This is a genomic window from Pseudonocardia sp. Cha107L01 (genome assembly GCF_052566575.1).
Genome location: NZ_CP199579.1, coordinates 1,627,898 through 1,651,421, shown reverse-complemented (window position 1 = coordinate 1,651,421; position 23,524 = coordinate 1,627,898). Strand labels below are relative to the sequence as shown.

Sequence of the window (23,524 nt, the reverse complement as noted above, 5' to 3'; positions counted from 1 at the left end):
CCGACACCGGGAAAGGTCGATTCGCTCTAGGCTGAGCGCATGGCCCGTGTGGTGGTGAACGTGATGCCCAAGGCAGAGATCCTGGACCCGCAGGGGCAGGCGGTGGTCGGCGCGCTGCCCCGCCTCGGCTTCGGCGGCGTGCGTGAGGTGCGTCAGGGCAAGCACTTCGAGCTGGATGTCGACGACACCGTGGACGACGAGACTCTGCAGCAGATCGCCGGCACGCTGCTGGCCAACCCGGTGATCGAGGACTGGTCGGTCACCCGGGTGCCCGAGAACGGCACGGCATGACCGCCAAGGTCGGGGTGATCACTTTCCCCGGCACGCTGGACGACACGGACGCGGCGCGCGCGGTCCGCAGGGCCGGCGCCGAGGCCGTGCCGCTGTGGCACGCCGACGCCGAGCTGCACGGGGTCGACGCGGTGATCGTGCCCGGCGGGTTCTCCTACGGCGACTACCTGCGCGCCGGCGCGATCGCCCGGTTCGCCCCGGTGATGGGCCCGGTGATCGAGGCGGCCGGCGGGGGGATGCCGGTGCTGGGCATCTGCAACGGCTTCCAGATCCTGTGCGAGGCCGGCCTGCTGCCCGGTGCGATGACCCGCAACGCCGGCCTGCGCTTCATCTGCCGGGATGTGTGGCTGCGGGTGGCCAACCCGGATACCGCGTGGACCACGACCTACGCCGCCGACCAGCGCATCCTGGTGCCGCTGAAGTCCGGCGAGGGCCGCTTCGTGGCCGATCAGCGCACGCTGGACGAGCTGGAGGGCGACGGCCGGGTGGTGTTCCGCTACGAGTCGGCCGCGCCCAACGGATCGAGCCGCGACATCGCCGGGGTGTGTTCGGCCAACGGTCGGGTGGTCGGCCTGATGCCGCACCCCGAGCACGCGATCGACCCGGCGACCGGCCCGTCCGCCGACGGTCTCGGCCTGTTCACCTCGGTACTGACCCAACTGGTCGAGTCCTAGACCCGGCCACCGCCGGATTCGTCCCCGGCCGGCCGGCCGCACAGCGATCAATCCCGGGCGTTCTCATAGACTCCGCCTCTCATCAGGCGCGCTTCGGGAGGGGTTGGCGTGACACGTCCGTCGATGTCTCCGGTCGCGGTGCCCAAGGTGCTGCTGGTCGAGGACGACCCAGGCGATGTATTCCTGGTCCGTGAGCTGCTCGCCGAGGTCGCGTCGCCGATCGAGCTGACCGTCGCGGACTCCGTCGCCGAGGCGGCGCGCTCGGGGTACCTCGCCGCGGCCGACTGCGTCCTGCTGGACCTGCAGCTGCCGGGCACGGTGGGACTGGACCCGTTGGACGTGCTGCGCGAGCTGCGCAGCCAGGCACCGCTGTACTGCGCCATCTGCGTGCTGACCGGGCTGGACGACGAGTACCTCGGCGCCGCCGCGATGGCCGAGGGCGCGCAGGACTACCTGGTCAAGGGCACGGTGGACGGCGAGCTGCTGACCCGTTCGGTGCGCTACTCGGTGGAGCGCCGCCGGGCCGAGCGCAACGCGGTGCGGCTGCGTGAGGCACAGCTGGAGCGGGCCGAGTCCGCCCGGGTGGAGCGCGGGCTGCTGCCCCGGCTGTTGCTGGACGGCAGTTTCGTGGCCGCCCAGCCGTTCTACCGCCCGGGTCGCCGGTCATTGCTGGGCGGCGACTTCTACGACGCGGTGCGCTGCCCGGACGGGTCCGTGCACGCGATCGTCGGGGACGTCGCGGGGCACGGGCCGGACGAGGCCGCGCTGGGTGCGATGCTGCGGGTCTCCTGGCGCGCACTGGTGCTCAGCGGGGTCGGCGAGCCCGCCGTGCTGCCCGCGCTGCAGCAGGTGCTGAACAGCGAGCGACACGCACCGGCACTGTTCACCACCGTGTGCACGATCGCGCTCTTCGAGGCGCCACCGGAGGCCGGCCCGGCACCCCGGACCGGCCCGCTGCGGGGGGTACAGGCCCGGATCCGGGTCGCCGGCCACCCGCCGCCGATCCTGCTGCGCCCGGAGCTCGGCGAGCTGCCGTACCGGTTGGGCCCGCCGCTGGGCGTGCTGCCCGATCCGGAGTGGCCGGCGGCCACCACCGACCTGGCGCCGGGGTGGGCGCTGATGCTCTACAGCGACGGTCTGATCGAGGGCTTCAGCGGCCCGGACCGCGAAGATCGGCTGTGGACCGACGGCCTGCTCGAACTGCTCGACAAACAGCGCGACACCGAGCTGTACGTGGTGCCGGCGCGGCTGGCCGAGCGGGCGATCGAGCTCAACGGCGGCCCACTCGGCGACGACGTGGCAATCCTGCTGCTGACCGCTGGAGAGACCGGCGAGCCCCGAGAGCCGGGCAGCTCCGCCGACCCCGGTGAGTCCGCTGAGTCGGCGAGGACCGGTGCGACCGGCCGGCCGCCGGCGTGAGGCGGTGGACGCTCGCCCGCCGGGTCACCGCCCTGGTCGGGCTCGGCGCGCTGTTCATCGTGACGGCACTGGTGGTGCTCGTCGTGGTCACCGCCCGTAACGAGGCCGCCGTGGACGACCTGCTCAACCGGGTCGGGCCCAGCCGGCGCGGCGCCGCCGAACTGCTCACCGTGCTGGTGGAGGAGCAGAACTCGGTACGCGGCTACGCACTGACCGGGGACTTCGCGCGCCGACTGGCGTACCAGGCCGCGGTGACCCACCAGGAGGACGACGTGCGCGGCCTGCGCGCGCTGCTGACCGAGGACGACGCGGACATCTCCGCCCAGCTGGACCGGGTGCTCGCCGAGGCGGATCGCTGGCGGGCCACGGGCGCCGCACCGCTGCTCGACGACGTCGTGCGGCAGGGCCCGAGGCCGGCGGCGGACGCCGCGTACCGAACCGAGGAGAACCTCTTCGGGCCGGTGCTGACCTCGGCGCATGCCCTGGTCGCCACGCTGGACCGCCGCCGCGACGCCGCCACCGCGGGCCTCTCCACCTATCGTCGGACCGAGCTGATCGCGCTGTTCTTCGGGGCGGCGGTGGCCGTGGCCGCCGGCACCGGCACGCTGCTGCTGCTGCGGCGCTGGGTGACCAACCCGATCGACCGGCTGGCCGCGGACGCCCGCAAGGTGGCCGACGGCGACCACAACCACCAGGTCGGGGTGCCACCGGGGCCGCCGGAGCTGACCGCCGTGGTCGCCGACGTGGAGCGGATGCGCAGCCGGATCGTCAACGAGCTGGCCGAGCTGGCGGCCAGCCAACAGGAGCTGCGCGAGACCAGGGACCGACTGCAGAGCCAGGCCATCGACCTGATGCGCTCGAACCGCGACCTGGAGCAGTTCGCCTACGTGGCCAGCCACGATCTGCAGGAACCGCTGCGCAAGGTGGCCGGCTTCTGCCAGCTGCTGCAGCGCCGCTATGCCGGGCAGCTGGACGAGCGCGCCGAGCAGTACATCGAGTTCGCGGTGGACGGCGCACAGCGGATGCAGCGCCTGATCAGCGAGCTGCTGGCGTTCTCCCGGGTGGGCCGGTCGGACCGGGCGATGGCCGACGTGTCGCTGACCGAGGTCGCCGCCGACGCACTGCGTGACCTGGCCTCGGCCGGTGACCTCACCTCCGGCGCCGAGCTGGCCGACGCCCGGGTCGTGGTCGGCGAGCTGCCCCGGGTGCGCGGCGACGCGGTGCTGCTGCGCCAGCTGTTCACCAACCTGATCGGGAACGCGGTGAAGTTCCACCGGGTCGACACGCCGGCCGAGGTGCACGTTGAGGCGCACCGCGACGCGGTGGGCTGGCAGATCAGCGTCGCGGACAACGGGATCGGTATCCCGCCGGAGTTCGAGGACAAGATTTTCGTGCTGTTCCAGCGGCTGCACGGCAGGGAGGCCTACCCCGGAACGGGCATAGGATTGGCGCTCGCGAAACGGATCGTCGAGTACCACGGCGGGCGGATCTGGCTGGACACCGGGCGACGGCACGGCACCACCATCCGGTTCAGTCTGCCGTCCGCCGAGCCCAGCACCAGCCACGAGCCGACAGATGAGCGAGACGATATGAGCGGTACGCCATGACCGAACCCGCCCGGCCCAAGGCCATCAACGTGCTGCTCGTCGAGGACGACGAGGGCGATGTGGTGCTGACCAGGGAGGCGTTCCAGGAGTACCTGCACAACCGGCTCGAGGTGGTGCAGGACGGCGTGCAGGCGCTGGCCTACCTGCGGGGGCAGCCGCCGTTCGAGGACAGGCCGATCCCGGACCTGGTGCTGCTGGACCTGAACCTGCCGGGGCGGGACGGCCGCGAGGTGCTGTCGGAGATCAAGTCGGACCCGAAGCTGGCGCACATCCCGGTCGTGGTGCTGACCACCTCCGCCGCCCAGGAGGACATCCTGCGCAGCTACCAGCTGCACGCGAACGCGTTCGTCACCAAGCCGGTCGACCTGGACGGCTTCATCGCCGCGATCCGCCAGATCGACCACTTCTTCGTCAGCGTCGTGCGGTTGCCAAGCTGAGCACCTCGCCCATCGTGTCGGCGACCGGCACCGTGCCGGACGCGGCGGCCGATGCCGCTGCCGCGGCCTCCTCCAGCGCCGACCGGTCGTGGTAGCCGCCGTTGTAGAGGATGCAGCCCGCGCCGGCGCCGGCCGCCGCGTCCGCGTCGTCCAGGCTGTCGCCGACCAGCAGTACCGCCGCCGGGTCCAGCCGCAGCGCCGCGAGGTGGCGGGCCAGGTGCTCGGCCTTGTGGCCACCGCCGGGGCCGACGAGCCCGTCGATCCGGACGAACTCGTCCTGGATCCCGTACCGCCCGACCAGGCTCAACAGCTGCTCGTGCCGGAACATCGACAGCAGTGACTGGCTGCGACCGCTCTGGCGCCACGCGCGCAGTGTCTGCCGGGCGCCAGTGGCGAGCGTCACACCTGCCATCGTGCGCCGGTAGGCGTCGTGGAAGTCGTCGTCAAGGCCGGCGAACTCACCGGCGGCCAGTTCGCGGCCGAACAGCTTGGCGTAGAAGGTCTCGATCGGGCGGCTGTACGCGGCGCGGTAGGCGTCCATGGTCACGCTGGGCAGCCCGTGAGCTGCGAAGACCTCACATGCGGCCAGGTAGACGACCTGCGCGTCGTCGAACAGCGTGCCGTTCCAGTCCCAGACGATGTGTTCGATCACGATCAACAGCATCCCGCGGAAACCCGGCCGAAAGCATGCCGGGGGCGACCGAAATAGAGATGCCCCGACAGCCACCGCTACCCGATCCTGTCCAGGCGGGACAATTGGACGGCGGCACACGGATGCATTTCAGGGAAGCACTCACTATCGCGGCGCGCAGCATGCGCGCGAACCGACTGCGGTCGGCACTGACCACACTCGGCATCGTGATCGGCGTCACGGCGGTGATCGTGCTGGTCGGGTTCGGCCAAGGTATGAAGGCCGGCTTCAACAAGTCGTTCGGCGAGCTGGCCACCGCCATCATCGTCACCAAGGTCGACGGCTCGGTGCCGGGCGGCGGCGCGCCCCGCGACCTGCGCGACGCGGACGTCACCGCCCTGATGAACAAGAACGTGGCGCCGGACATCGCCACCGTCACCCCGGTGGCGAACGGCAAGGAACTGGTCGAGTACCGGGCCAAGACGTTCCGGGCCTCGGTGGCCGGTTCGACCACCGGTTACCTCAAGGTGAACAACCGCGAGATCACCGCCGGGAAGATGTTCGACGAGGAGGACGAGCGGCTGAACTCCAAGGTCGTGCTGCTCGGCCCGGAGCCGGTCAAGGACCTCTACGGCGACAACGCGGCGTCGGCGGTGGGTACCAACGTGCGGATCGGCCGGATCACGTTCAAGGTCATCGGCACCCTGAAGAGCGACGGCAACTCCGACGACGTGGCGCTGATGCCGCTGGGCACCGCGCGCGCCTACCTGGTCGGCGGCGCCGACAAGCTCGGCACGCTCGTGGTGAAGGCGGCCAGCGTGAACCAGGTCACCCCCGCGCTGGAGCAGACCACCAGGATCCTGAGCGAGCGGCACCACATCCGGGAGGAGTCCAAGCGGGACTTCGACGCCACGGCGCTGCAGAACCAGCTGGACCAGATCAACCAGTTCCTGACCTTCCTGACCCTGTTCATCATCGCGGTGGCCGCCATCTCGCTGCTGGTCGGCGGCATCGGCGTGGCGAACATCATGCTGGTCTCGGTGACCGAGCGGACCAGGGAGATCGGCATCCGCAAGGCCATCGGCGCCCGGCGCAGCGCGATCATGAAACAGTTCCTGATCGAGTCCACCGTGCTGGCCGGGGTGGGCGGGCTGTTCGGCATCGTGTTCGGTGTCGGCATCACGCTGACCGGCGCGTACGTGCTGCCCAAGGTGGCGCCGGACTTCGGCACCCCTGAGGTGTCGGTGGTGTCGATCGTGGTGGCCATCGGGGTCAGTCTGATCATCGGCCTGGTCGCCGGCGGCTACCCGGCGATGCGGGCGTCGCGGCTGCAGCCCATCGAGGCGCTGCGTTTCCAGTGAGGCTCGACCGGGGCCGGGGATGAGCCCGGCACTACGCCATTTGCCGGAACGCTCGGCGGCATCGGCGCACCAACTATCCTTAGAACTGTGATCGACGCCGAAGACCAGCTTGCTGGGTCGAGAATCAGCAGCGAAGACCAGCTTGCTGGGTCGAGAATCGACTCCGTCGAGGTTGCCGCCACCACCCCTGACCAAGCCCAGCCGTACGCCGAGCTCGGCCTGCGCGCCGAGGAGTACCAGCGCATCCGCGACATCCTCGGCCGCCGGCCCACCGATGCCGAGCTGGCCATGTACAGCGTGATGTGGAGCGAGCACTGCTCCTACAAGTCCTCCAAGGTGCACCTGCGCTACTTCGGCGAGACGACAACGCCGGAGATGCAGTCCAAGATGCTGGCCGGCATCGGCGAGAACGCCGGCGTGGTGGACATCGGGGACGGCTGGGCGGTCACCTTCAAGGTGGAGTCGCACAACCACCCGTCCTACGTGGAGCCGCACCAGGGCGCGGCCACCGGCGTCGGCGGCATCGTGCGCGACATCATGGCGATGGGCGCCCGCCCGATCGCGGTGGCCGACCCGCTGCGCTTCGGCCCGGCGGACGCCCCGGACACCGCCCGGGTGCTGCCCGGGGTGGTCTCCGGGATCAGCTTCTACGGCAACTGCCTCGGCCTGCCGAACATCGGCGGCGAGGTCGTCTTCGACGCGGTGTACGCGGGCAACCCGCTGGTCAACGCGTTGTGCGTGGGCGTGCTGAAGACCGAGGACCTGCACCTGGCACACGCCAGCGGCACCGGCAACAAGATCATCTTGTTCGGCGCCAGGACCGGGCTGGACGGTATCGGCGGGGTGTCTGTACTGGCCAGCGAGACCTTCGACGACGCCGGCGAGGGCGGGTCCGGCGGCGGCCGCAAGAAGCTGCCGAGCGTGCAGGTCGGCGACCCGTTCACCGAGAAGGTGCTCATCGAGTGCTGCCTCGAGCTGTTCCACGCCGGCCTGGTGGTCGGCATCCAGGACCTCGGCGGCGCCGGGCTGTCCTGCGCGACCAGTGAGCTGGCCAGCGCCGGCGACGGCGGCATGCACATCGAGCTGGACGCGGTGCCGCTGCGCGCGAAGCACATGACGCCGGCGGAGATCCTGTCCAGCGAGTCGCAGGAACGCATGTGCGCCGTGGTGACGCCGGACAACGTGGCCGAGTTCATGCGGGTCTGCGCCAAGTGGGACACGTTGGCCACCGTGATCGGCGAGGTCACCGACGGCGACCGGCTGGTGATCACCTGGCGGGACGAGACCGTGGTGGACGTACCGCCGCGCACGGTGGCGCACGAGGGCCCGGTGTACCAGCGCCCGATCGCCCGCCCGGACCGCCAGGACGCACTGATCGCCGACGACACCGCCGCCCTGGACCGCCCCAAGACCGAGCAGCAGCTGCTGGACACCATCGTTTCGATGGCCGCCAGCCCGAACCTGTGCAGCCGCGCCTGGGTCACCGACCAGTACGACCGCTACGTGCGCGGCAACACCGTCTCCGCGCAGCCGTCGGACTCCGGCATGGTGCGGATCGTCGAGGTGGACGGCGTCGAGGGCGGCCGGGGCATCGCCGTGGCCACCGACTGCAACTCCCGGTACTGCGCGCTGGACCCGTACACCGGGGCGCAGCTCGCCCTGGCCGAGGCGTACCGCAACGTGGCCGTGGGCGGCGCCGTGCCGATGGCGGTCACCGACTGCCTCAACTTCGGCTCGCCGGAGGACGCGGGGGTGATGTGGCAGTTCGAGCAGGCCGTGCACGGGCTGGCCGACGGCTGCGCCACCCTCGGCATCCCGGTGACCGGCGGCAACGTCAGCTTCTACAACCAGACCGGCAGCACGCCGATCCACCCGACGCCGGTGATCGGCGTGCTCGGCATCATCGACGACGTCGCACACCGCATCCCGACCGGTTTCCGGACCGAGGGCGACCGGGTCCTGCTGCTCGGCACCACCCGCGAGGAGCTGGACGGCAGCGAGTGGGCGCACGTGGTGCACGGCCACCTGGGCGGCCGGCCGCCGAAGGTCGACCTGGGCGCGGAGCGCGCGCTGGCCGAGCTGCTGGCCGCCGCCGCCCCGGACGGTCTGGTCACCGCCGCGCACGACCTGTCCGAGGGCGGTCTGGCACAGGCGCTGGTGGAAGCCAGCCTGATCGGCGAACTGGGCGCCGAGATCACCCTTCCGGCCGATGTTGACCCGTTCGTCGCACTGTTCTCGGAGTCCACCGCCCGGGTGCTGGTCACGGTTTCACCGAGCCGTGTGAGCGAGTTCATAACACGGTGTGAAAATGCCTCAATACCGGTCACCGAGCTCGGCTCGGTGGCACCGGCGGAAACCGGGTTGGCCCTGACCAGCCTCGGTACGCTGGCCCTGGGCGATCTGCGGCTCGCCTGGGAGGGAACTTTGCCAGCTCTGTACGGACGCTGAGGTTCCGTTCAGCTGGCTCACACCCTTCCCAGAGACGATCTCCATGACCCGTAACCGCCTCCTACCAAGGTCGTTATCCAAATGGTTCGCAAGGCTAGGGATATGGCCGGAATTGACGTGCCGCTGCGACGGCGCTTCTTGAGATGCTGGGGGCCGGGCAACACCCGCAACCCGGGGGGAAAATGATCGAGCTCGAGAGCGTCACCAAGATCTACAAGATGGGCGATATCGAACTGCGTGCCCTGAACAACGTGAGTCTGAAGATCGACAGCGGCGACCTGGTCGCGATCATGGGGCCGTCCGGTTCGGGCAAGAGCACCATGATGAACATTCTCGGCTGCCTGGACATCCCGACGGACGGCGTCTACCGGCTGGATGGGATCGACGTCGGCGAGCTGAACGACAACGCGCTGGCCGAGATCCGGAACCGCAAGATCGGCTTCGTGTTCCAGTCCTTCAACCTTATCCCGAGGACCAGCGCGGTCCGCAACGTCGAGCTGCCGATGGTCTACGCGGGCATCGGCAACCGCCGCGACAAGGCGGTCGAGGCGCTGGAGAAGGTGGGCCTGGGTAGCCGGGTCAAGCACATGCCGAACGAGCTGTCCGGTGGGCAGCAGCAACGTGTGGCGATTGCCAGGGCGATCGTGACCGACCCGGTGATGATCCTGGCCGACGAGCCGACCGGAAACCTGGACTCGGCGTCCACCGTCGAGATCATGAAGCTGCTGGTCGAACTGAACGACACCGGACGCACTGTGATTCTGATCACGCACGAGAACGAAGTCGCCGGCTTCGCCAAGCGAGTGGTGACGTTGCGCGACGGCAAGATCGTCCGCGATGAGGCCCAGCAGAACCGCACGGTAGTTAGCCAGTGAACCTCGCCGAGGCCTTCCAGATTGCGTTGCGCAGCCTGCGCTCGAATCGCATGCGATCGGCGCTGACCACGCTGGGCATCGTGATCGGGGTCTCGGCGGTCATCGTCCTGGTCGGTCTCGGCAACGGCATCAAAGCCGGCTTCAACGAGCAGTTCGGCGCGCTCGGCAACCAGATCCAGGTCGCCAAGGTCAACGGCTCGGTTCCCGGCGGCGGCGCCGCGAAGGACCTGAAGGACTCCGACGTCACCGCGCTGCGCAACCCGAACGTGGCGCCGGACATCGGCGCGGTGACCCCGATGCTCGGCGGCTCGGAGCTGATCGAGGTCAACCAGCAACAGTTCCGCGCCGCCGTCCAGGGCTCCACCGCCGACTACCTCACCGTGGTCGACCGGGAGCTGGTCGCCGGCTCGATGTTCACCGCCGAGCAGGCCCGCTCCAACGCCCGCGTCGTGGTGCTCGGGCCGAACGCGGTCGCCACCCTCTTCGGCGGCGACGCCGGCGCGGCGATCGGCAAGGACGTCCGGATCAGCCGCAGCACCTTCGAGGTCATCGGCGTGGTCAAGGGCAACGGCCAGCAGGACGACGCCGCGATCATGCCGCTGGGTGCCGCGCGCGCCTACCTCGTCGGCGGCAACGACACGGTCACCCAGATCATCGTGCAGGCGGCCAGCGTTCCCCAGGTGCCGGCCGCACTCGCCGAGGTCAACAAGGTGCTGGACTCCCGGCACAGCATCAGAGACCCCGCGAAGCGGGACTTCAACGCCACCGCGTTGCAGAGCCTGCTCGACCAAGCCAACCAGTTCCTGACGTTCCTGACCCTGTTCACCGTTGCGGTGGCCGCCATCTCCCTGATCGTCGGCGGTATCGGGGTCGCGAACATCATGCTGGTCTCGGTGACCGAGCGGACCCGGGAGATCGGCATCCGCAAGGCCATCGGCGCTCGTAGCAGCGCCATTCTGAAGCAGTTCCTGATCGAGTCCACGATGCTGGCCGCAATGGGTGGGGTCGTCGGCATCGTGATCGGGACTGCCATCACGATCGCCGCATCGGTGATCATTCCGATGGTTGCCCCGGACTTCGGGGCGCCGACGGTGTCCCCCTGGGCGATCGTCATCTCGTTCGGCGTCAGTCTGCTGATCGGGCTGATCGCGGGTGGCTTCCCGGCCAACCGCGCGGCTCGGCTGCAGCCGATCGAGGCATTGAGATACCAGTAATACGCCGGTGCCCCGAACACCGGTAATACCCGTGCAGAAAGGCAAGGGGGAGTTGATGACTCGCACGACGATCCGCGGCAGCACCCGGGGGGTGCGCATGGCCGCGGCGGTGTCACTGGCGTTGGTGGTGACGACGGTGACAGCGGCCTGCGGGAGCACAGCTCCGGCGCCGCCAACTTCGCGCGTGGAGCGTGGGCAGGTCTCGACGAAGGTGTCGGCCTCCGGTGCGCTGGCCGCGGTGACCTCGCAGAACCTGGGTTTCGCCAAGGCCGCCCAGCTGACCGAGGTGGATGTCAAGGTCGGTGACACGGTTCGCGCGGGTCAGGTGCTGGCCCGGGAGGACCCGTTCAACTTCCAGCAGCTGGTGAACCAGCAGGCGGCGCAGCTGCAGAACCAGCAGGCGATCCTGGACCGGCTCGTGCACTCCCCGACGGTGCACGGCGACCACCGCACGCTGGACCAGGCGAAGAAGATCCTCGACGTCACCAAGAAGAACAGCGACGCGATCCACGAGAAGGACGAGAACTCGGTCGACCGCGCCCGGGTTGCTCTCGATTTCGCGAGGCGCCAGTACGCCCAGGCGCTGCACACCTACGTCGTTACCGATCACTGTGGCCCGTCGCCGTACTCCTCACACGACTCGGATTCGACAAGCGCCAGCGACACCGCCACGACCAGCTCCAGTACGACGGGCTCAAACCCGCTCAGCGGCCTGGGCGGGAGTTCGTCGGGCACGAGTCCGTTGGCCGCTGTGACGCCGAACGCGAACTGCCCCACGGACAAGACGGCTCTGGGCACGGCGAAGACCAACCTGATCTCGGCGAAGACGACCCTCGACCAGGCGAAGAAGACCCTCGAAGTCGACGACACCCAGTCGAAGATCTCCGAGGAGACCCAGCGCGCCAACATCGTGACGGCGCAGAACGCGGTCGACTCGGACAGCTCCGACCGCGGCCCCAACATCGCCGCGCAGGCCGCCCTGGTGGCCAACGGCGCCGCTCTGGTGGCCAACGCACAGCGCGACCTGAACAACACGGTGCTCTACGCACCCGTGGCCGGCACGGTCTCCTCGATCACCGGTGCGGTGGGTGAGTACGTGGGTGCCGGTGGCGGTACCAGCGCACTGGCGCCGGGTACCGATGCCTCGATCCCCGGGGTCGGCGCGGCCGCCACGAGCGACCAGTCCTCGGCCTCGAGTACCGGTGCCCCGTCGGCGACCCGCCCGGGTGGCTCGGCCTTCATGGTGTTGAACAACATCAACACCTTCCAGGTCGTCGTCCCGTTCGAGGAGTCGGACGCGGCGAAGGTGGCGCCGAACCAGAAGGTGCAGGTCAGCTTCGACGCGCTGCCGGACCTGACCCGTGACGGCACCGTGTTGTCCGTCGCCCCCGGTGGTGTGGACATCTCCGGTGTGACGAACTACTACGCGACGATCCTGCTCACCGACTCCGACCCCCGGCTGCGTACCGGCCAGACCGCCGAAGCCGGCGTCCTGGTGGCGGATCTGGAGAACGTGCTGGTGGTGCCGAACTCGGCGGTCATCAAGCAGGGCGGCCGGTCCTTCGTCAACGTCCCCGGACCGGACGGCAAACCCCGCCAGCAGGAGTTCCAGCCAGGTCTGGTCGGCGACGACAACACCCAGGTGCTGTCCGGCCTGACCGAAGGCCAGGAAATCCAGCTGCCCCAGGCGACCGTCTCCGGCAGCCCCAGCGGCGGCGGCGCCGGCGGCGGCGGTGGAGGCCGCGGCGGCGGCTGATCGTCCACCCGCGCACAACCCAGCGCTGGCCCGCGCCCGTCGAGAACGTTCGACAGGCGCGGGCCAGCGCTTTTGTCTGCTCCTGACCTCGTGAGTGGCGAGTTGGGCTATGACCCAGCTCGCCGCTCACGGGTTGGGTGGCCGCCGCGCCGGATGCCGAGGGCCGCCGCGAACGCCGCCGCGAAACGGCGGTGGCCCGCGTTGCCGGGGTGCGCGAGGTCCGCGCCGCGCTCGAACACCCGCATGGACCGGGTGGCTCGCTCGAGCCGTACCGGACGCAGCGCCGGGAACCCGGCCAGCACGTCCCGGCAGAGTCGTGCGTAGCCGGCCGCGGTGGCCCGGTGCGGTCCGCGCTTGAAGTCGGGGACGTCAGCGACCAGCGTGCCGGCCGGCAGCCCCGCGCACAGCTCGCGGAACTCGGAGCGGAACCGGTCCGGGTCGCCACCGGTCACGTCGTTGCTGCCCACGCACACCGTGACCAGGTCCGGCGGCGGGCCGGGCAGCGCGGACAGCCGAGGCAGCTGGGTGGCCAGCACATCGGTCACGGTCGCGCCGGTGACCGACAGGTTGAGCACCCCGACGCTGCTCCCGGTCGAGTCGGCCAGCCCGTCGGCGAGCAGGCCGACGAAGCCGAGCTCCGGCCGCCGCGCGCTCAGTCCCTGGGCCAGCGAGTCGCCCAGCGCCACGTAGCGCAGCTCACCGGTACGCCGGGCCCGCCGTAGCCAGTACGCGCTGAAGTCGTCGGGCATCCGCCGCAGCCGCCCCAGTCGCCGCCGCCAGAGCCCGTAGCCGACACCGGCCAGCGCTCCCCACCACAACACCCGTCCCACGGGATGGCAGCCTAGGAGCACTCGAGGTACCACCGCGCGCCTGAGCGGCGCGGTACCTCGCCGAGCGGACCGAGGGGGTTGCCATGGTGAGCACCAAACCCATCGGCGCCGCCCAGCTGCGGGCCGCACTGGTGCCGGTGCTCGACTGGCTGGACGGGACCGCCGAGCAGCCGCCCCGCCCGGTACTGGCCACCGCCGTCCGCACCTCGCTGCGGGCGTTCGCACAGCAGTACCCCGGGAAGGCCGTCGAGGTGCGGGTACCGCCGTTCGCCGCGGTGCAATGCCTGCCAGGTGGTGCACACACCAGGGGCACGCCGCCGCACGTGGTGGAGACCGATCCCCAGGCCTGGCTCGCCCTGGCCACCGGCCGCATGGACTGGTCGACGGCGGTGCAGCGGGCGGTCGTGAGTGCCTCCGGTCATCGCGCGGAAGAAATCGGTGCACTACTCCCATTCGGAATTGCCGGTAGACTCCGCCACTCAGAGTGACGGACACTATCCCCGAATCGAGTGATGACTAGCCCACAGCGGTAGCGTGCGCCGACGGAAAACCGCAGGATTAGTCCAATCGGCACGCCAGTCGGCCGAAAGGGGCTTAGCAGTGCCACAGGTCGGGGGGTACCGATCACGCGCTGTACTAGCCATCGGTCAGTTCACGCGTGAGTGGGCCAACGTGTTGGGTGAGGCGTGTTACCTCGCCTGGGGTACCCACGAGGCCGTCGCCGCGCTCACCCCGCTCACCACCGAGCTCGTCGAGCTGCTCGGGGCCGACCAGCTGGACCCGGTGCCGGCCCGTCGCCTCGGCGCCCAACTGGCCGAGGCCTTCTTCCGCGGCCCGAACGCGCTGCAGGTGAGCCTGCGGCTGATCCGCACCAGAGCGCCGGAGCTGTTCGAGGTGCGCGACGCCGGCGAGCAGCCCGGCGAGCGGATCGGCGAGCTGATCGGCGAGCTCGCCGCCGGCTACGCCGACGCCCTGCGGGAGCGCACCCAGCTCGAGCAGGAGTCCCTGCTGGGCGCGGTCCTGCAGACCCGCCGGGAGGCCGAGGCCGCACTGCGGGACAGTGAACAGCGGTTTCGGGCGATTTTCACCGAGGCCGGCGTCGGCATCGCGCTGATCGGGCTGGACGGGCACGTGGTCGACGTCAACCCGGCCATGTACCGGCTGTTCAACGTCACGGAGTCGATGGCCGGCCCGCGCCCGCTGACCGACCACGTGCACCCCGAGGATGCCACGGCCATGATCGGCGACTTCCGGGAGCTGACCACCGGCCGGCGGGACAACATGCACGGCGAGGTGCGGTTCGTCCGTTTGGACGGCACGGTGATCTGGACCTACGTGACCGCATCGCTGGTGCGGGACCAGGCCGGCCTCCCGGACTATGTGATCGGCGTTGTCGAAGATGTCACCGAGCGTCACCAACTGCGTTCCCGATTGAGGCACCAGACCTATCACGATCAGCTGACGAGGCTGCCGAACCGCGCGCTGATGAACGAGCAGCTGCGCTGGGCGTTCTCCCCCGACTCCGCAGTCGCCAGGGTCGGGCTCCTGCACCTGGACCTCGACGGGTTCCGGTCGATCAACGACTCGCTCGGGCACCAGGTCGGCGACCAGTTGCTGCTCGCGGTGGCCGGCCGGCTGCAACTGTTGGCCGGCGGGCACCTGGTCACCCGGACCGGCGGCGACGAGTTCGCCATCCTGGTCACCGACCCGTCCAGTGTGGCGTACCTGTCCGACCTGGCCGGGCACCTGCTCGCCGGGCTGGTGCCGCCGTTCGTCATCGGCTCGCAGCGGCTCTCGCTCACTGCCAGCCTCGGTATCGCGGAGAACACGGTGACGAGCACCTGGCCCGGCGAGCTGCAGCGGGCCGCCGACGCGGCTCGGTCCTGGGCGAAGGGCGCCGGCGGCGGGCGCTGGGCGGTGTTCGACGCGGAACGCGACGCCGGCGAGACGACCCGGTTCGCGTTGGCCGCCAGCGTGCCCGGCGCGGTGGACCGGGACGAGTTCCACCTGTTTTACCAACCGTTGGTGGATATGTCGTCAGGCAACCTGACCGGTGTCGAGGCGCTGGTGCGCTGGCGGCACCCGGAACACGGGCTGCTCGGGCCGGCCCGGTTCATCGAACTGGCCGAGCGCAACGGGGCGATCGTGCCGCTGGGCCGCTGGGTGCTCACCGAGGCCTGCCGCCAGGCGCGCCGGTGGGCCGACGAGCTCGGCCGCTGCGCGCCGTACGTGAGCGTGAACGTGGCGCCCCGCCAGCTCGCCGAGCCGGGCTGGCTGAGCGAGGTGTCCACGGTGCTCTCGGACACCGGACTGGACCCCGGCCAGCTGCAGCTGGAGATCACCGAGCGGGCCGTGCTGGTGGACGAGACGGCCGCCTCGGACACGCTGCGCACGCTGCGCGAGATGGGCGTCCGGCTGGCCATCGACGACTTCGGCACCGGCTACTCCAGCCTGTCCTACCTGCGCAGACTCCCGGTACACGCGCTGAAGATCGACGGCTCGTTCATCCGGGGGCTGCGCGAGTCCGGCTCCGAGCTGGACTGGGACCCGGCCGAGCTGGGTGCCGGACCGGAACGTGTCGTCGACCCGGTGGACACCCCGGACAGCAAGATCGTGGCCGCGTTGATCAGCATGGCGCACGCGCTGGACCTGGTGGTGACCGCGGAGTGGGTGGAGACCGCCGCACAGGCCCGCCGGCTGCGCGCGCTGGGCTGCGACATCGGGCAGGGGCACTGGTACGGCGACCCGGTGCCGGCCAGCCAGCTGGCCCCGCTACTGCGCCGGCCACTCGCCGGCTGAGGCCCGTCGGCTGAGGCCCGCCGGTTGTATGGCGGTGCGGCGCGGGGCGCGGGCCGGCCGGTCACGCACCGGATCGCCCCCCGGCCGCCATCCGAGTGGCCCCGGCCACCGCGCGGATCCCAGTCGTCACCCTCGGCCACCGCATGGCGGCGCTGCGGTGAGACGGCGCACCACCGCACCCTGAACCGATACCGGCTCGTCTAGACTTGGTGAACGTCCGCGATCACCAGAACCGAGCGAACACCCACGCAAGATCAGGGCGAGATCACTGCAACCGGGCGGGGAGCACGCGTTGACACCGCAGGCGTCAGAGCAGACCGGGACCGACGAAAACTCCGAAGACCTCATCAACGACAACGGGCCGCGCGAAGAATGCGGCGTCTTCGGTGTGTGGGCCCCCGGCGAGGAAGTCGCCAAGCTCACCTACTTCGGGCTGTTCGCCCTGCAGCACCGCGGCCAGGAGGCCGCCGGCATCGCGGTCAGCGACGGCCGCCAGATCGTGGTGTTCAAGGATCTCGGGCTGGTCAGCCAGGTGTTCGACGAGCAGACGCTCAGCTCGCTGCGCGGGCACCTCGCCGTCGGGCACACCCGCTACTCCACCACCGGCTCGACGACCTGGGAAAACGCCCAGCCGACCTTCCGCACCACGGACACCGGCAGCGGACTGGTCCTCGGCCACAACGGCAACCTGGTGAACACCGCCGAGCTGCGCGACGAGGTGGCCAAGCTGGTCGGCAAGCCCAGGCAGAACGGCCGCGCCCCCTCGACCACCGACTCCGACCTGATCACCGAACTGCTCGCGGCCACCGCCGCCGACATCGGTCTCGAGGAGGCCGCCGTCCGGCTGCTGCCCCGCGTCCGCGGCGCGTTCTCGCTGGTGTTCGCCGACGAGTCGACGCTGTACGCCGCCCGCGACCCGCACGGCGTGCGCCCGCTGGTGCTCGGCCGCCTCGAGCGCGGCTGGGTGCTGGCCAGCGAGACCGCCGCGCTGGACATCGTCGGCGCCAGCTTCGTGCGCGAGGTCGAGCCCGGCGAGCTGCTCGCCATCGACGAGAACGGGTTGCGCAGCCGCCGCTTCGCCGCGCCGGAGCCGAAGGGCTGCGTGTTCGAGTACGTCTACCTGGCCCGGCCGGACACCACCATCGCCGGCCGCTCCGTGCACTCCGCGCGGGTGGCCATCGGGCGGCTGCTGGCCGAGGAGTTCCCGGTCGACGCCGACCTGGTGATCCCGACGCCGGAGTCCGGCACCCCGGCGGCGATCGGCTACGCGCAGCAGTCCGGCATCCCGTACGGGCAGGGACTGGTGAAGAACGCCTACGTCGGCCGTACCTTCATCCAGCCGTCGCAGACCATCCGCCAGCTCGGCATCCGGCTCAAGCTCAACCCGCTGCGCGAGGTCATCCGGGGCAAGCGGCTGATCGTCGTCGACGACTCCATCGTGCGCGGCAACACGCAGCGCGCGCTGGTCCGGATGCTGCGTGAGGCCGGCGCGCTCGAGGTGCACGTGCGCATCGCCTCGCCGCCGGTGCGCTGGCCCTGCTTCTACGGCATCGACTTCGCCAGCCGCGCCGAACTGGTCGCCGGCGACCTGGACATGGACGGCGTGCGGCGCTCGATCGGCGCCGACACCCTGGGCTACGTGTCGCTGGAAGGCCTGATCAAGGCCACCGAGCAGCCCGCCAGCCGGCTCTGCGCGGCCTGCTTCGACGGCAGCTACCCCATCCCGCTGCCGGACGACGCGAGCCTCGGCAAGCACCTGCTCGAGGACATCATTTCCGAGAACAACGCTGGCGGGGCGCTCGCCGCCGGGTACGGTGCGGCTGGGGCCATGCGTCAGCCCTAGGCTGTCCCAGTACCCCGACCCATTGCCGAGATCCACCGGAGTCGCTCCGTCATGCCCGTGTCACCCCCCAGCCCCGAGCCCACCGACGATTCGCCGCACGCCAGCTACGCGGCCGCCGGAGTGGACATCGACGCCGGGGAGCGGGCCGTCGAGCAGTTCCGACCGTGGACCGAGAAGACCAGCCGGCCCGAGGTGATGGGCGGCATCGGCGGCTTCGCCGGGCTGTTCAAGCTGAAGATGGACCGCTACACCGAGCCGGTGCTGGCCGCGTCCACCGACGGCGTCGGCACCAAGCTGGCGATCGCCCAGGCGCTGGACAAGCACGACACCATCGGTCTCGACCTGGTCGCCATGGTGGTCGACGACCTGGTGGTGTGCGGCGCCGAGCCGCTGTTCCTGCAGGACTACATCGCCTGCGGCACCCTGGTGCCGGAGAAGATCTCAGCGATCGTCAAGGGCATCGCGGACGGTTGCCAGCGCGCCGGCTGCGCGCTGCTCGGCGGCGAGACGGCCGAGCACCCCGGACTGATGCAGGCCGGCCACTACGACCTGTCCGCGTCCGGGGTGGGCATCGTCGAGGCCGACGCGATGCTCGGCCCGGACCGGGTGCGCCCCGGTGACGTGGTCGTCGCGATGGGGTCGTCCGGGCTGCACTCCAACGGCTACTCGCTCGCTCGGCACGTGCTGCTGGACCTGGCCAGGCTGCCGCTGACCGAGCAGGTCGAGGAGTTCGGCCGCACCCTGGGCGAGGAGCTGCTCGAGCCGACCCGGATCTACGCGCTCGACTGCCTCGCGGTGGCCGCCGAGACCGAGGTCCGCACGTTCGCGCACATCACCGGTGGTGGGCTGGCCCGCAACCTGTCCCGGGTGCTGCCCAAGGGGCTGGCGGCGGTGTGCGACCGGGGCAGCTGGACACCGGCGCCGGTGTTCAAGATGATCGCCGCCCTGGGTCGGGTGGAGCGCGCCGAGATGGAGAAGACGTTCAACATGGGCGTCGGCATGGTCGCGGTGATCGCCCCGGGCGACGTGGACCGGGCGATGGCGGTGCTGACCGCGCGGCACATGCCGGCCTGGATCCTCGGCGACGTGCAGCGGGCCAAGGACGTGGCCACCGAGCCCGACGGCTCCCGGGTCCTGATGCGCGGCGAGCACTCCCGCTTCTAGCGATCCTTGCGGTGGTCGATCATGGAGGCATGTGGTCGAGACGGGACGGCCACGCGCTCCGGACAGGACACACACTCGGCCGTCCCGCTGGGGGCGACGCCGAGTCACCGACAGGGTGGCCCGGTGCGCCGACCCTGGTGCAATCCATCGTCACCGAGACCAACGCCAGTCCGGAAATTTTCGCTCAGAACCAGACTCACGTTGACCTCGACGCTGCCCCCTTCACAGGTCGGTAGCCTGATTCGATCGGCCGGTCACCGACTGTGACCTCGGCGGCGGTCCGAGGCGGAGCCTCACGGGGAGGGGCCTGAACAATCCCGCTCGTCGCGAGCGGTGATCCAGTTGGCTGCCTCGCAAGGCTTGTGTCGTCCCTGAGGCACACCCAGCGGGGGGCGCACACACGGATGCCTCCTGTTACCGAGCTGCACACCAGGCAGGTCGGACGGTCGACAAAGCTGCCTGCGGTGCAGCTCGGTAACAACAGGCACGGTGAGCCGAGCCGCGTGGTTCGGCTTCCATGCCACCGGCGCAGCTGGTTCCTACAGCTGCGCCGGAACGGCATGGTGACCCACTGCACCGGGGCCAGCCGGCAGTGGCGCCGTTGGCGTGCGCTAGGCGACCACGTGCGGAACCGTTCGGTGACCACACAGCGGAGAGACTCGCTGGGCACGGGGTTTGTGATGGCCCGCAGCCATCAGAGAAGAGTCGGACAGCCGACCGCCGCCGTTAGCGGCGGTGACGGTAGTCGTCGTCCTCGTACTCGAACTCGTCGTCAGCGTTATCCGGTTCCTGAACCGACACGCCAGCAAGTTCACGTTGCAAGGCGTCGGCGTCAAGACCCGGGGAGCTGTACTTGAGTTCGCGGGCCACCTTCGTCTGCTTGGCCTTGGCACGGCCGCGACCCATGGCTCGTCCCCCTTACAACAGGGAAGGGGCGGCCGAGGGAAGCGGCGGCCCCGTTCATCTCGTTTGAATGTCCTGCCGTCTACCGTACCTTGCGCGCGGCAGTCTGTGCGACGTGGCACTCCCCGCACTGGGTGGACATCCAGCCCCGACCGGGTGTCAACGCGCCCTCAGCCCCGTTCCGCACCGATCAGCGGCCGAAAACCCGCCACCGGAGCGAGCCATGTCACATCGTTAACACCGGACGTCTCGCTCAACCGGGTCGCTCGACCGGGTCGGTCAGCTCAGCCGGCCGGCAGCCCGAGCCTGGGCGACCCGACCGGGCGGGGGCGCACCGTCCTCCGGGGGCACCGAGTCCGGGTCGATCCTGGCCGGCGCGGCGCGCTCGTCGGCGCCGGCGACCAGCTCGGCATCCACCGGGACCGACCGCTTCAGCAGCGCCAGGGCCACCCCGCCGAGCTCGTGGTGCAGCACAGCGGTGCCCACCCGCCCGACGACGCGGTCACCGAGGGAGACCGGGTCGCCCGGCGCGGGCATCTCCTCGTCACCGGCGTCCAGGTGCAGCAGCACCAGCCTGCGCGGCGGGCGGCCGAGGTTGGCCACCCTGGCCACGGTCTCCTGACCCCGGTAGCAGCCCTTGGTCAGGTGGACCGCCGAACCGATCCAGCCGACCTCGTGCGGGATCGTGCGGTCGTCGGTGTCCAGCCCCAGCCGAGGGTGCAGCCCGCCGACCCGCAATGCCTCGTAGGCCATCACGCCGGCGGCCGCCGCGCCCGCCTCGCGCAGCCGGGTCCACCAGGCGTAGAGCTCGGCGCGCGGCACCAGCAGGTCCGCCGCATCCGCGCCGGGCTCGGTGGTCAGCGCGGGCATCCGCCGGACCAGACCGGCGGGCCGGGCACCCGGCTCCGCGCCGAGGGGCGGCAGCGCGGCCGAGCCGTACACCCGCTCCGGCACCGGCAGGCCCGCCTTGGCCAGCACCTCGGCGGTGGCCGGGCCGACCAGGCTGAGCAGGGCCAACTCCTCGGTGGCCGACCGGGGCTCCACCTTGGACCAGAACACCATCTTCTGGAGGTACGCCAGCAGCGCGGCCGAGGTGCCCGGCTCGACGTCCAGCCAGACCGTGTCGTCGACGTGGGAGAGCACCGCGTGGTGCTCGACCCGCCCATTGGCGTCCAGCACCAGCGCCTCGGTGCCGGAGTTCACCGGCAGCTCGCTGACGTGCTGGCTGAGCAGCAGGTGCAACCAGGACAGCCGGTCCTCCCCGGGCACCGCGATGACCTCGCGGTTCGAGCGGTCGACCACGCCGGCGTGCCGGTCCATCGAGCGCTGTTCGGCCTGTGGGTCGCCCTGGTGCAGCGGCACGCCGATGTCCGGGCCCTCGTCGACCTCGACCGCACCGGGCAGCGCCAGTAGTGGGCTAGGTGCGGTTGTCACTGGTGGGCCTCCTGTTCGCCGGGGGCGGCGGGGCTCCCGGCCGGGTGTTCGGCGGAATGTTCGGTGACCTCTTCGCTGGCCTCTTCGGCGGTGCAGTTCGTACAGGTGCCGGACAGCGCCACGTGGGTGGCGTCCAGCCGGAAGCCGTAGTCGGTGTCCAGCCGCCCGGCCAGCTCGTCCAGCAGACCGGACGGCACCTCCGCCACAGAGCCGCAGCCGTGGCAGACCAGGTGTACGTGTTCGTGCTCGCGGACCGAGTAGTTGGGCGCGCCGTGCCCGAGGTGGGTGTGCCGCACCAGGCCGAGCCGTTCCAATAGGTCCAGCGTGCGGTAGACGGTGGTGATGTTCACCGCGGGCGCCAGCCGCTGCACGGAGGCACAGATCTGCTCCGGGGTGGCGTGTTGGAGTTCCTCGACCGCATCCAGCACCAACTGCCGTTGCGGCGTCATCCGGAACCCGCGCTCGTGCAACGTCCGCCGTAGCGTCTCCACCCCGTCGATGGTAGTCGCCATGGGGGAACGTTCCGAGATCCCGCGACGCCGGTTCACTCGGAACAGCGCCGCTCGTCCCCCGGGTAACTGCGACTAACGTCACGCCGTAGAGTGAAGGCCGCGCCGTAGCGGCGCGATCTCCCTACGCTCGGCGAAGACCGATGGGGATCGGGCGCCCCCGATCCTCAGCCATGCCACCTCACGGAGGCGACCGAATGTCCGCTGATCACGGCGACGGCCTACTGCCAGGCCGTCACTCGACGGACGGCGAGAACGCCGCCGCGCCCCGCTTCGACGTTGTCGTACGCGGGTACGACCGCCGGCAGGTAGACGAACACATCGCCGGCCTGGAGCGGACCCTAGCGCGGCAGCGCACCGATTTGGATCAGGCGCGCGCAGCTGCGCCGGGCACCAACGGCACCTCTGGTCCGAGGACTGACGACCCGTCCCGACCCAGGTCCGGCGCCTCCGCCCTGTTCAACGCCGGCACCGGCTCGTCCCGCCCTGTCGGCACGGACAGCCCCGGTGGCCTCACTCCGGAGATGATCTCGGCGTTCACCACCCGGCTGCAGTCCATCCTGCAGGCGGCCGAGGAGGAGGCCGAGGAGGTCCGGACCAACGCCCGGAACTTCGCCCGCAAGGAAGAGGACGCCGGCCGCACCCGGCTCGCCGAGCTGGAACGGCGCCGCGAGACCATGCTCGGCGACCTCGGCCGGGTCCGCAGCCAGCTGGAGACGGTGCTCAACAACGCCGGCAAGGAGCCCGCGATCGGCGCGAACCTGCCGGCTCCACCCACCCCGCCGGACGGCATCCCGATGCGCGGCGACAAGGGCGCGGTGCGCCCGGACGGTGCCCAGCAGGGCAAGCGCCCCGAGCAGGGCGGCCCCCGGCTGGGTCCGCTCCCGGTCACGGACGGCAACCGGCAGCGGCCGCCCGCCGGCCCGCGCCCGGAGCACCAGAACGTGCCCGACGGTGGCCAGGGCCGCCCGCAGAGCCGGCCGATGCCGAAGCCGGCCCCGCAGGGCAACCCGGTGCCGCAGAACAGCCCGGTGCACCAGAGCGGCCCGCAACAGGGAGCGCCCAAGCCGCACCCGACGCCGTCGCCCCGCCCGCGCACCAACCAGCCGGCGTCCGGCGCCGTCTCCGGTGGAGCGGCCCAGGGCACCCGGGAACCCGCCGGCCGCGGCCCGGTCGACCAGCACGCCCGCAACGGCGTGATCAGCCGCGAGAATGGCGCACCGCCCAACCGCGGTGACGATTCGGACGGCCGTCCCGCGTTCGGCAGTGGGGCACGCTGACCGGGTGCCAATCCGGAGCACCGAGCAACCGGCCGCGTACCGTGCCCGG

The 23,524-nt window shown here is 70.8% G+C and carries 20 protein-coding genes; 15 read left to right on the top strand and 5 right to left on the bottom strand.

Features of this window, described 5'->3' with window-relative positions; translation table 11 throughout:
- Positions 1–39 precede the first annotated feature (39 nt).
- From purS to ACTXG6_RS07735, 5 genes are all read left to right on the top strand, one after another.
- A complete protein-coding gene (gene purS, locus ACTXG6_RS07755; protein ID WP_445187079.1) occupies positions 40–291 on the top strand; it encodes a phosphoribosylformylglycinamidine synthase subunit PurS in 252 nt (83 codons plus the stop codon).
- Positions 288–965: a phosphoribosylformylglycinamidine synthase subunit PurQ gene (purQ, locus tag ACTXG6_RS07750; RefSeq protein ID WP_445187078.1), complete on the top strand. Its 678-nt coding sequence runs from the start codon at positions 288–290 to the stop codon at positions 963–965. Before purS ends, purQ begins: the two co-directional genes overlap by 4 nt.
- 108 nt (positions 966–1,073) lie before the next feature.
- Positions 1,074–2,384, top strand: a complete 1,311-nt coding sequence (locus ACTXG6_RS07745) for a PP2C family protein-serine/threonine phosphatase (protein WP_445187077.1) — start codon at positions 1,074–1,076, stop codon at positions 2,382–2,384.
- Positions 2,381–3,991: a sensor histidine kinase gene (locus ACTXG6_RS07740; RefSeq protein ID WP_445187076.1), complete on the top strand. Its 1,611-nt coding sequence runs from the start codon at positions 2,381–2,383 to the stop codon at positions 3,989–3,991. Before ACTXG6_RS07745 ends, ACTXG6_RS07740 begins: the two co-directional genes overlap by 4 nt.
- A complete protein-coding gene (locus ACTXG6_RS07735; protein WP_445187075.1) occupies positions 3,988–4,428 on the top strand; it encodes a response regulator in 441 nt (146 codons plus the stop codon). Before ACTXG6_RS07740 ends, ACTXG6_RS07735 begins: the two co-directional genes overlap by 4 nt.
- Here the strand turns inward: ACTXG6_RS07735 and ACTXG6_RS07730 are convergent.
- Positions 4,403–5,080, bottom strand: coding sequence for an HAD family hydrolase (locus ACTXG6_RS07730; RefSeq protein ID WP_445187074.1), 678 nt, complete (start codon positions 5,078–5,080; stop codon positions 4,403–4,405). The genes ACTXG6_RS07735 and ACTXG6_RS07730 overlap by 26 nt on opposite strands.
- Positions 5,081–5,241: 161 nt before the next feature.
- On the opposite strand from ACTXG6_RS07730, the gene ACTXG6_RS07725 reads away from it, so the two are divergent.
- The 5 genes from ACTXG6_RS07725 (at position 5,242) to ACTXG6_RS07705 (ending at position 12,713) form a co-directional block, all read left to right on the top strand.
- Entirely contained in the window at positions 5,242–6,420 is a 1,179-nt protein-coding gene (locus ACTXG6_RS07725; protein WP_445187073.1) for an ABC transporter permease, read from the top strand.
- A gap of 123 nt (positions 6,421–6,543) precedes the next feature.
- Positions 6,544–8,868 (top strand): phosphoribosylformylglycinamidine synthase subunit PurL, encoded by a 2,325-nt coding sequence (purL, locus tag ACTXG6_RS07720; RefSeq protein WP_445189944.1) that lies wholly within the window; start codon positions 6,544–6,546, stop codon positions 8,866–8,868.
- Positions 8,869–9,050: 182 nt separating this feature from the next.
- Positions 9,051–9,743, top strand: coding sequence for an ABC transporter ATP-binding protein (locus tag ACTXG6_RS07715; protein WP_445187072.1), 693 nt, complete (start codon positions 9,051–9,053; stop codon positions 9,741–9,743).
- Entirely contained in the window at positions 9,740–10,957 is a 1,218-nt protein-coding gene (locus tag ACTXG6_RS07710; protein ID WP_445187071.1) for an ABC transporter permease, read from the top strand. The genes ACTXG6_RS07715 and ACTXG6_RS07710 overlap by 4 nt, the downstream gene beginning before the upstream one ends.
- Positions 10,958–11,012: 55 nt before the next feature.
- On the top strand, positions 11,013–12,713 hold the full coding sequence (locus ACTXG6_RS07705; protein WP_445187070.1) for an efflux RND transporter periplasmic adaptor subunit: 1,701 nt from the start codon (positions 11,013–11,015) through the stop codon (positions 12,711–12,713).
- Positions 12,714–12,820: 107 nt separating this feature from the next.
- On the opposite strand, the gene ACTXG6_RS07700 is transcribed toward ACTXG6_RS07705, so the two are convergent.
- Complete coding sequence (locus ACTXG6_RS07700; RefSeq protein WP_445187069.1) at positions 12,821–13,543, bottom strand: SGNH/GDSL hydrolase family protein; 723 nt, start codon at positions 13,541–13,543, stop codon at positions 12,821–12,823.
- Between the two features lie 83 nt (positions 13,544–13,626).
- Here ACTXG6_RS07700 and ACTXG6_RS07695 point away from each other — a divergent pair, with 83 nt between their 5' ends.
- The 4 genes from ACTXG6_RS07695 to purM all read left to right on the top strand — a co-directional run bounded on the left by ACTXG6_RS07695 (position 13,627) and on the right by purM (position 19,349).
- A complete protein-coding gene (locus ACTXG6_RS07695) occupies positions 13,627–14,031 on the top strand; it encodes a sterol carrier family protein (protein WP_445187068.1) in 405 nt (134 codons plus the stop codon).
- 184 nt (positions 14,032–14,215) lie between these two features.
- A complete protein-coding gene (locus ACTXG6_RS07690; protein WP_445187067.1) occupies positions 14,216–16,342 on the top strand; it encodes a putative bifunctional diguanylate cyclase/phosphodiesterase in 2,127 nt (708 codons plus the stop codon).
- A gap of 346 nt (positions 16,343–16,688) precedes the next feature.
- Entirely contained in the window at positions 16,689–18,185 is a 1,497-nt protein-coding gene (gene purF / locus ACTXG6_RS07685; RefSeq protein ID WP_445189943.1) for an amidophosphoribosyltransferase, read from the top strand.
- A gap of 51 nt (positions 18,186–18,236) precedes the next feature.
- On the top strand, positions 18,237–19,349 hold the full coding sequence (gene purM / locus ACTXG6_RS07680) for a phosphoribosylformylglycinamidine cyclo-ligase (RefSeq protein WP_445187066.1): 1,113 nt from the start codon (positions 18,237–18,239) through the stop codon (positions 19,347–19,349).
- A 726-nt stretch (positions 19,350–20,075) separates the two neighbouring features.
- Here the strand turns inward: purM and ACTXG6_RS07675 are convergent.
- The 3 genes from ACTXG6_RS07675 to ACTXG6_RS07665 form a co-directional block, all read right to left on the bottom strand.
- Complete coding sequence (locus ACTXG6_RS07675) at positions 20,076–20,255, bottom strand: DUF3073 domain-containing protein (protein ID WP_445187065.1); 180 nt, start codon at positions 20,253–20,255, stop codon at positions 20,076–20,078.
- A 276-nt stretch (positions 20,256–20,531) separates the two neighbouring features.
- A complete protein-coding gene (gene ygfZ, locus ACTXG6_RS07670) occupies positions 20,532–21,686 on the bottom strand; it encodes a CAF17-like 4Fe-4S cluster assembly/insertion protein YgfZ (RefSeq protein ID WP_445187064.1) in 1,155 nt (384 codons plus the stop codon).
- Entirely contained in the window at positions 21,683–22,198 is a 516-nt protein-coding gene (locus tag ACTXG6_RS07665) for a Fur family transcriptional regulator (RefSeq protein WP_445187063.1), read from the bottom strand. Before ACTXG6_RS07665 ends, ygfZ begins: the two co-directional genes overlap by 4 nt.
- Positions 22,199–22,392: 194 nt before the next feature.
- Here ACTXG6_RS07665 and ACTXG6_RS07660 point away from each other — a divergent pair, with 194 nt between their 5' ends.
- Positions 22,393–23,475, top strand: a complete 1,083-nt coding sequence (locus ACTXG6_RS07660; RefSeq protein WP_445187062.1) for a hypothetical protein — start codon at positions 22,393–22,395, stop codon at positions 23,473–23,475.
- The last annotated feature ends 49 nt before the right edge of the window (positions 23,476–23,524 follow it).

Coding starts and splice junctions, on each gene's coding strand:
- purS (WP_445187079.1), top strand. CDS start 40: ATGGCCCGTGTGGTGGTGAACGTGATGCCCAAGGCAGAGATCCTGGAC.
- ACTXG6_RS07675 (WP_445187065.1), bottom strand. CDS start 20,255: ATGGGTCGCGGCCGTGCCAAGGCCAAGCAGACGAAGGTGGCCCGCGAA.
- purM (WP_445187066.1), top strand. CDS start 18,237: ATGCCCGTGTCACCCCCCAGCCCCGAGCCCACCGACGATTCGCCGCAC.
- ACTXG6_RS07665 (WP_445187063.1), bottom strand. CDS start 22,198: ATGGCGACTACCATCGACGGGGTGGAGACGCTACGGCGGACGTTGCAC.
- purQ (WP_445187078.1), top strand. CDS start 288: ATGACCGCCAAGGTCGGGGTGATCACTTTCCCCGGCACGCTGGACGAC.
- ACTXG6_RS07715 (WP_445187072.1), top strand. CDS start 9,051: ATGATCGAGCTCGAGAGCGTCACCAAGATCTACAAGATGGGCGATATC.
- ACTXG6_RS07725 (WP_445187073.1), top strand. CDS start 5,242: ATGCGCGCGAACCGACTGCGGTCGGCACTGACCACACTCGGCATCGTG.
- ACTXG6_RS07735 (WP_445187075.1), top strand. CDS start 3,988: ATGACCGAACCCGCCCGGCCCAAGGCCATCAACGTGCTGCTCGTCGAG.
- ACTXG6_RS07660 (WP_445187062.1), top strand. CDS start 22,393: ATGTCCGCTGATCACGGCGACGGCCTACTGCCAGGCCGTCACTCGACG.
- ACTXG6_RS07705 (WP_445187070.1), top strand. CDS start 11,013: ATGACTCGCACGACGATCCGCGGCAGCACCCGGGGGGTGCGCATGGCC.
- ACTXG6_RS07695 (WP_445187068.1), top strand. CDS start 13,627: ATGGTGAGCACCAAACCCATCGGCGCCGCCCAGCTGCGGGCCGCACTG.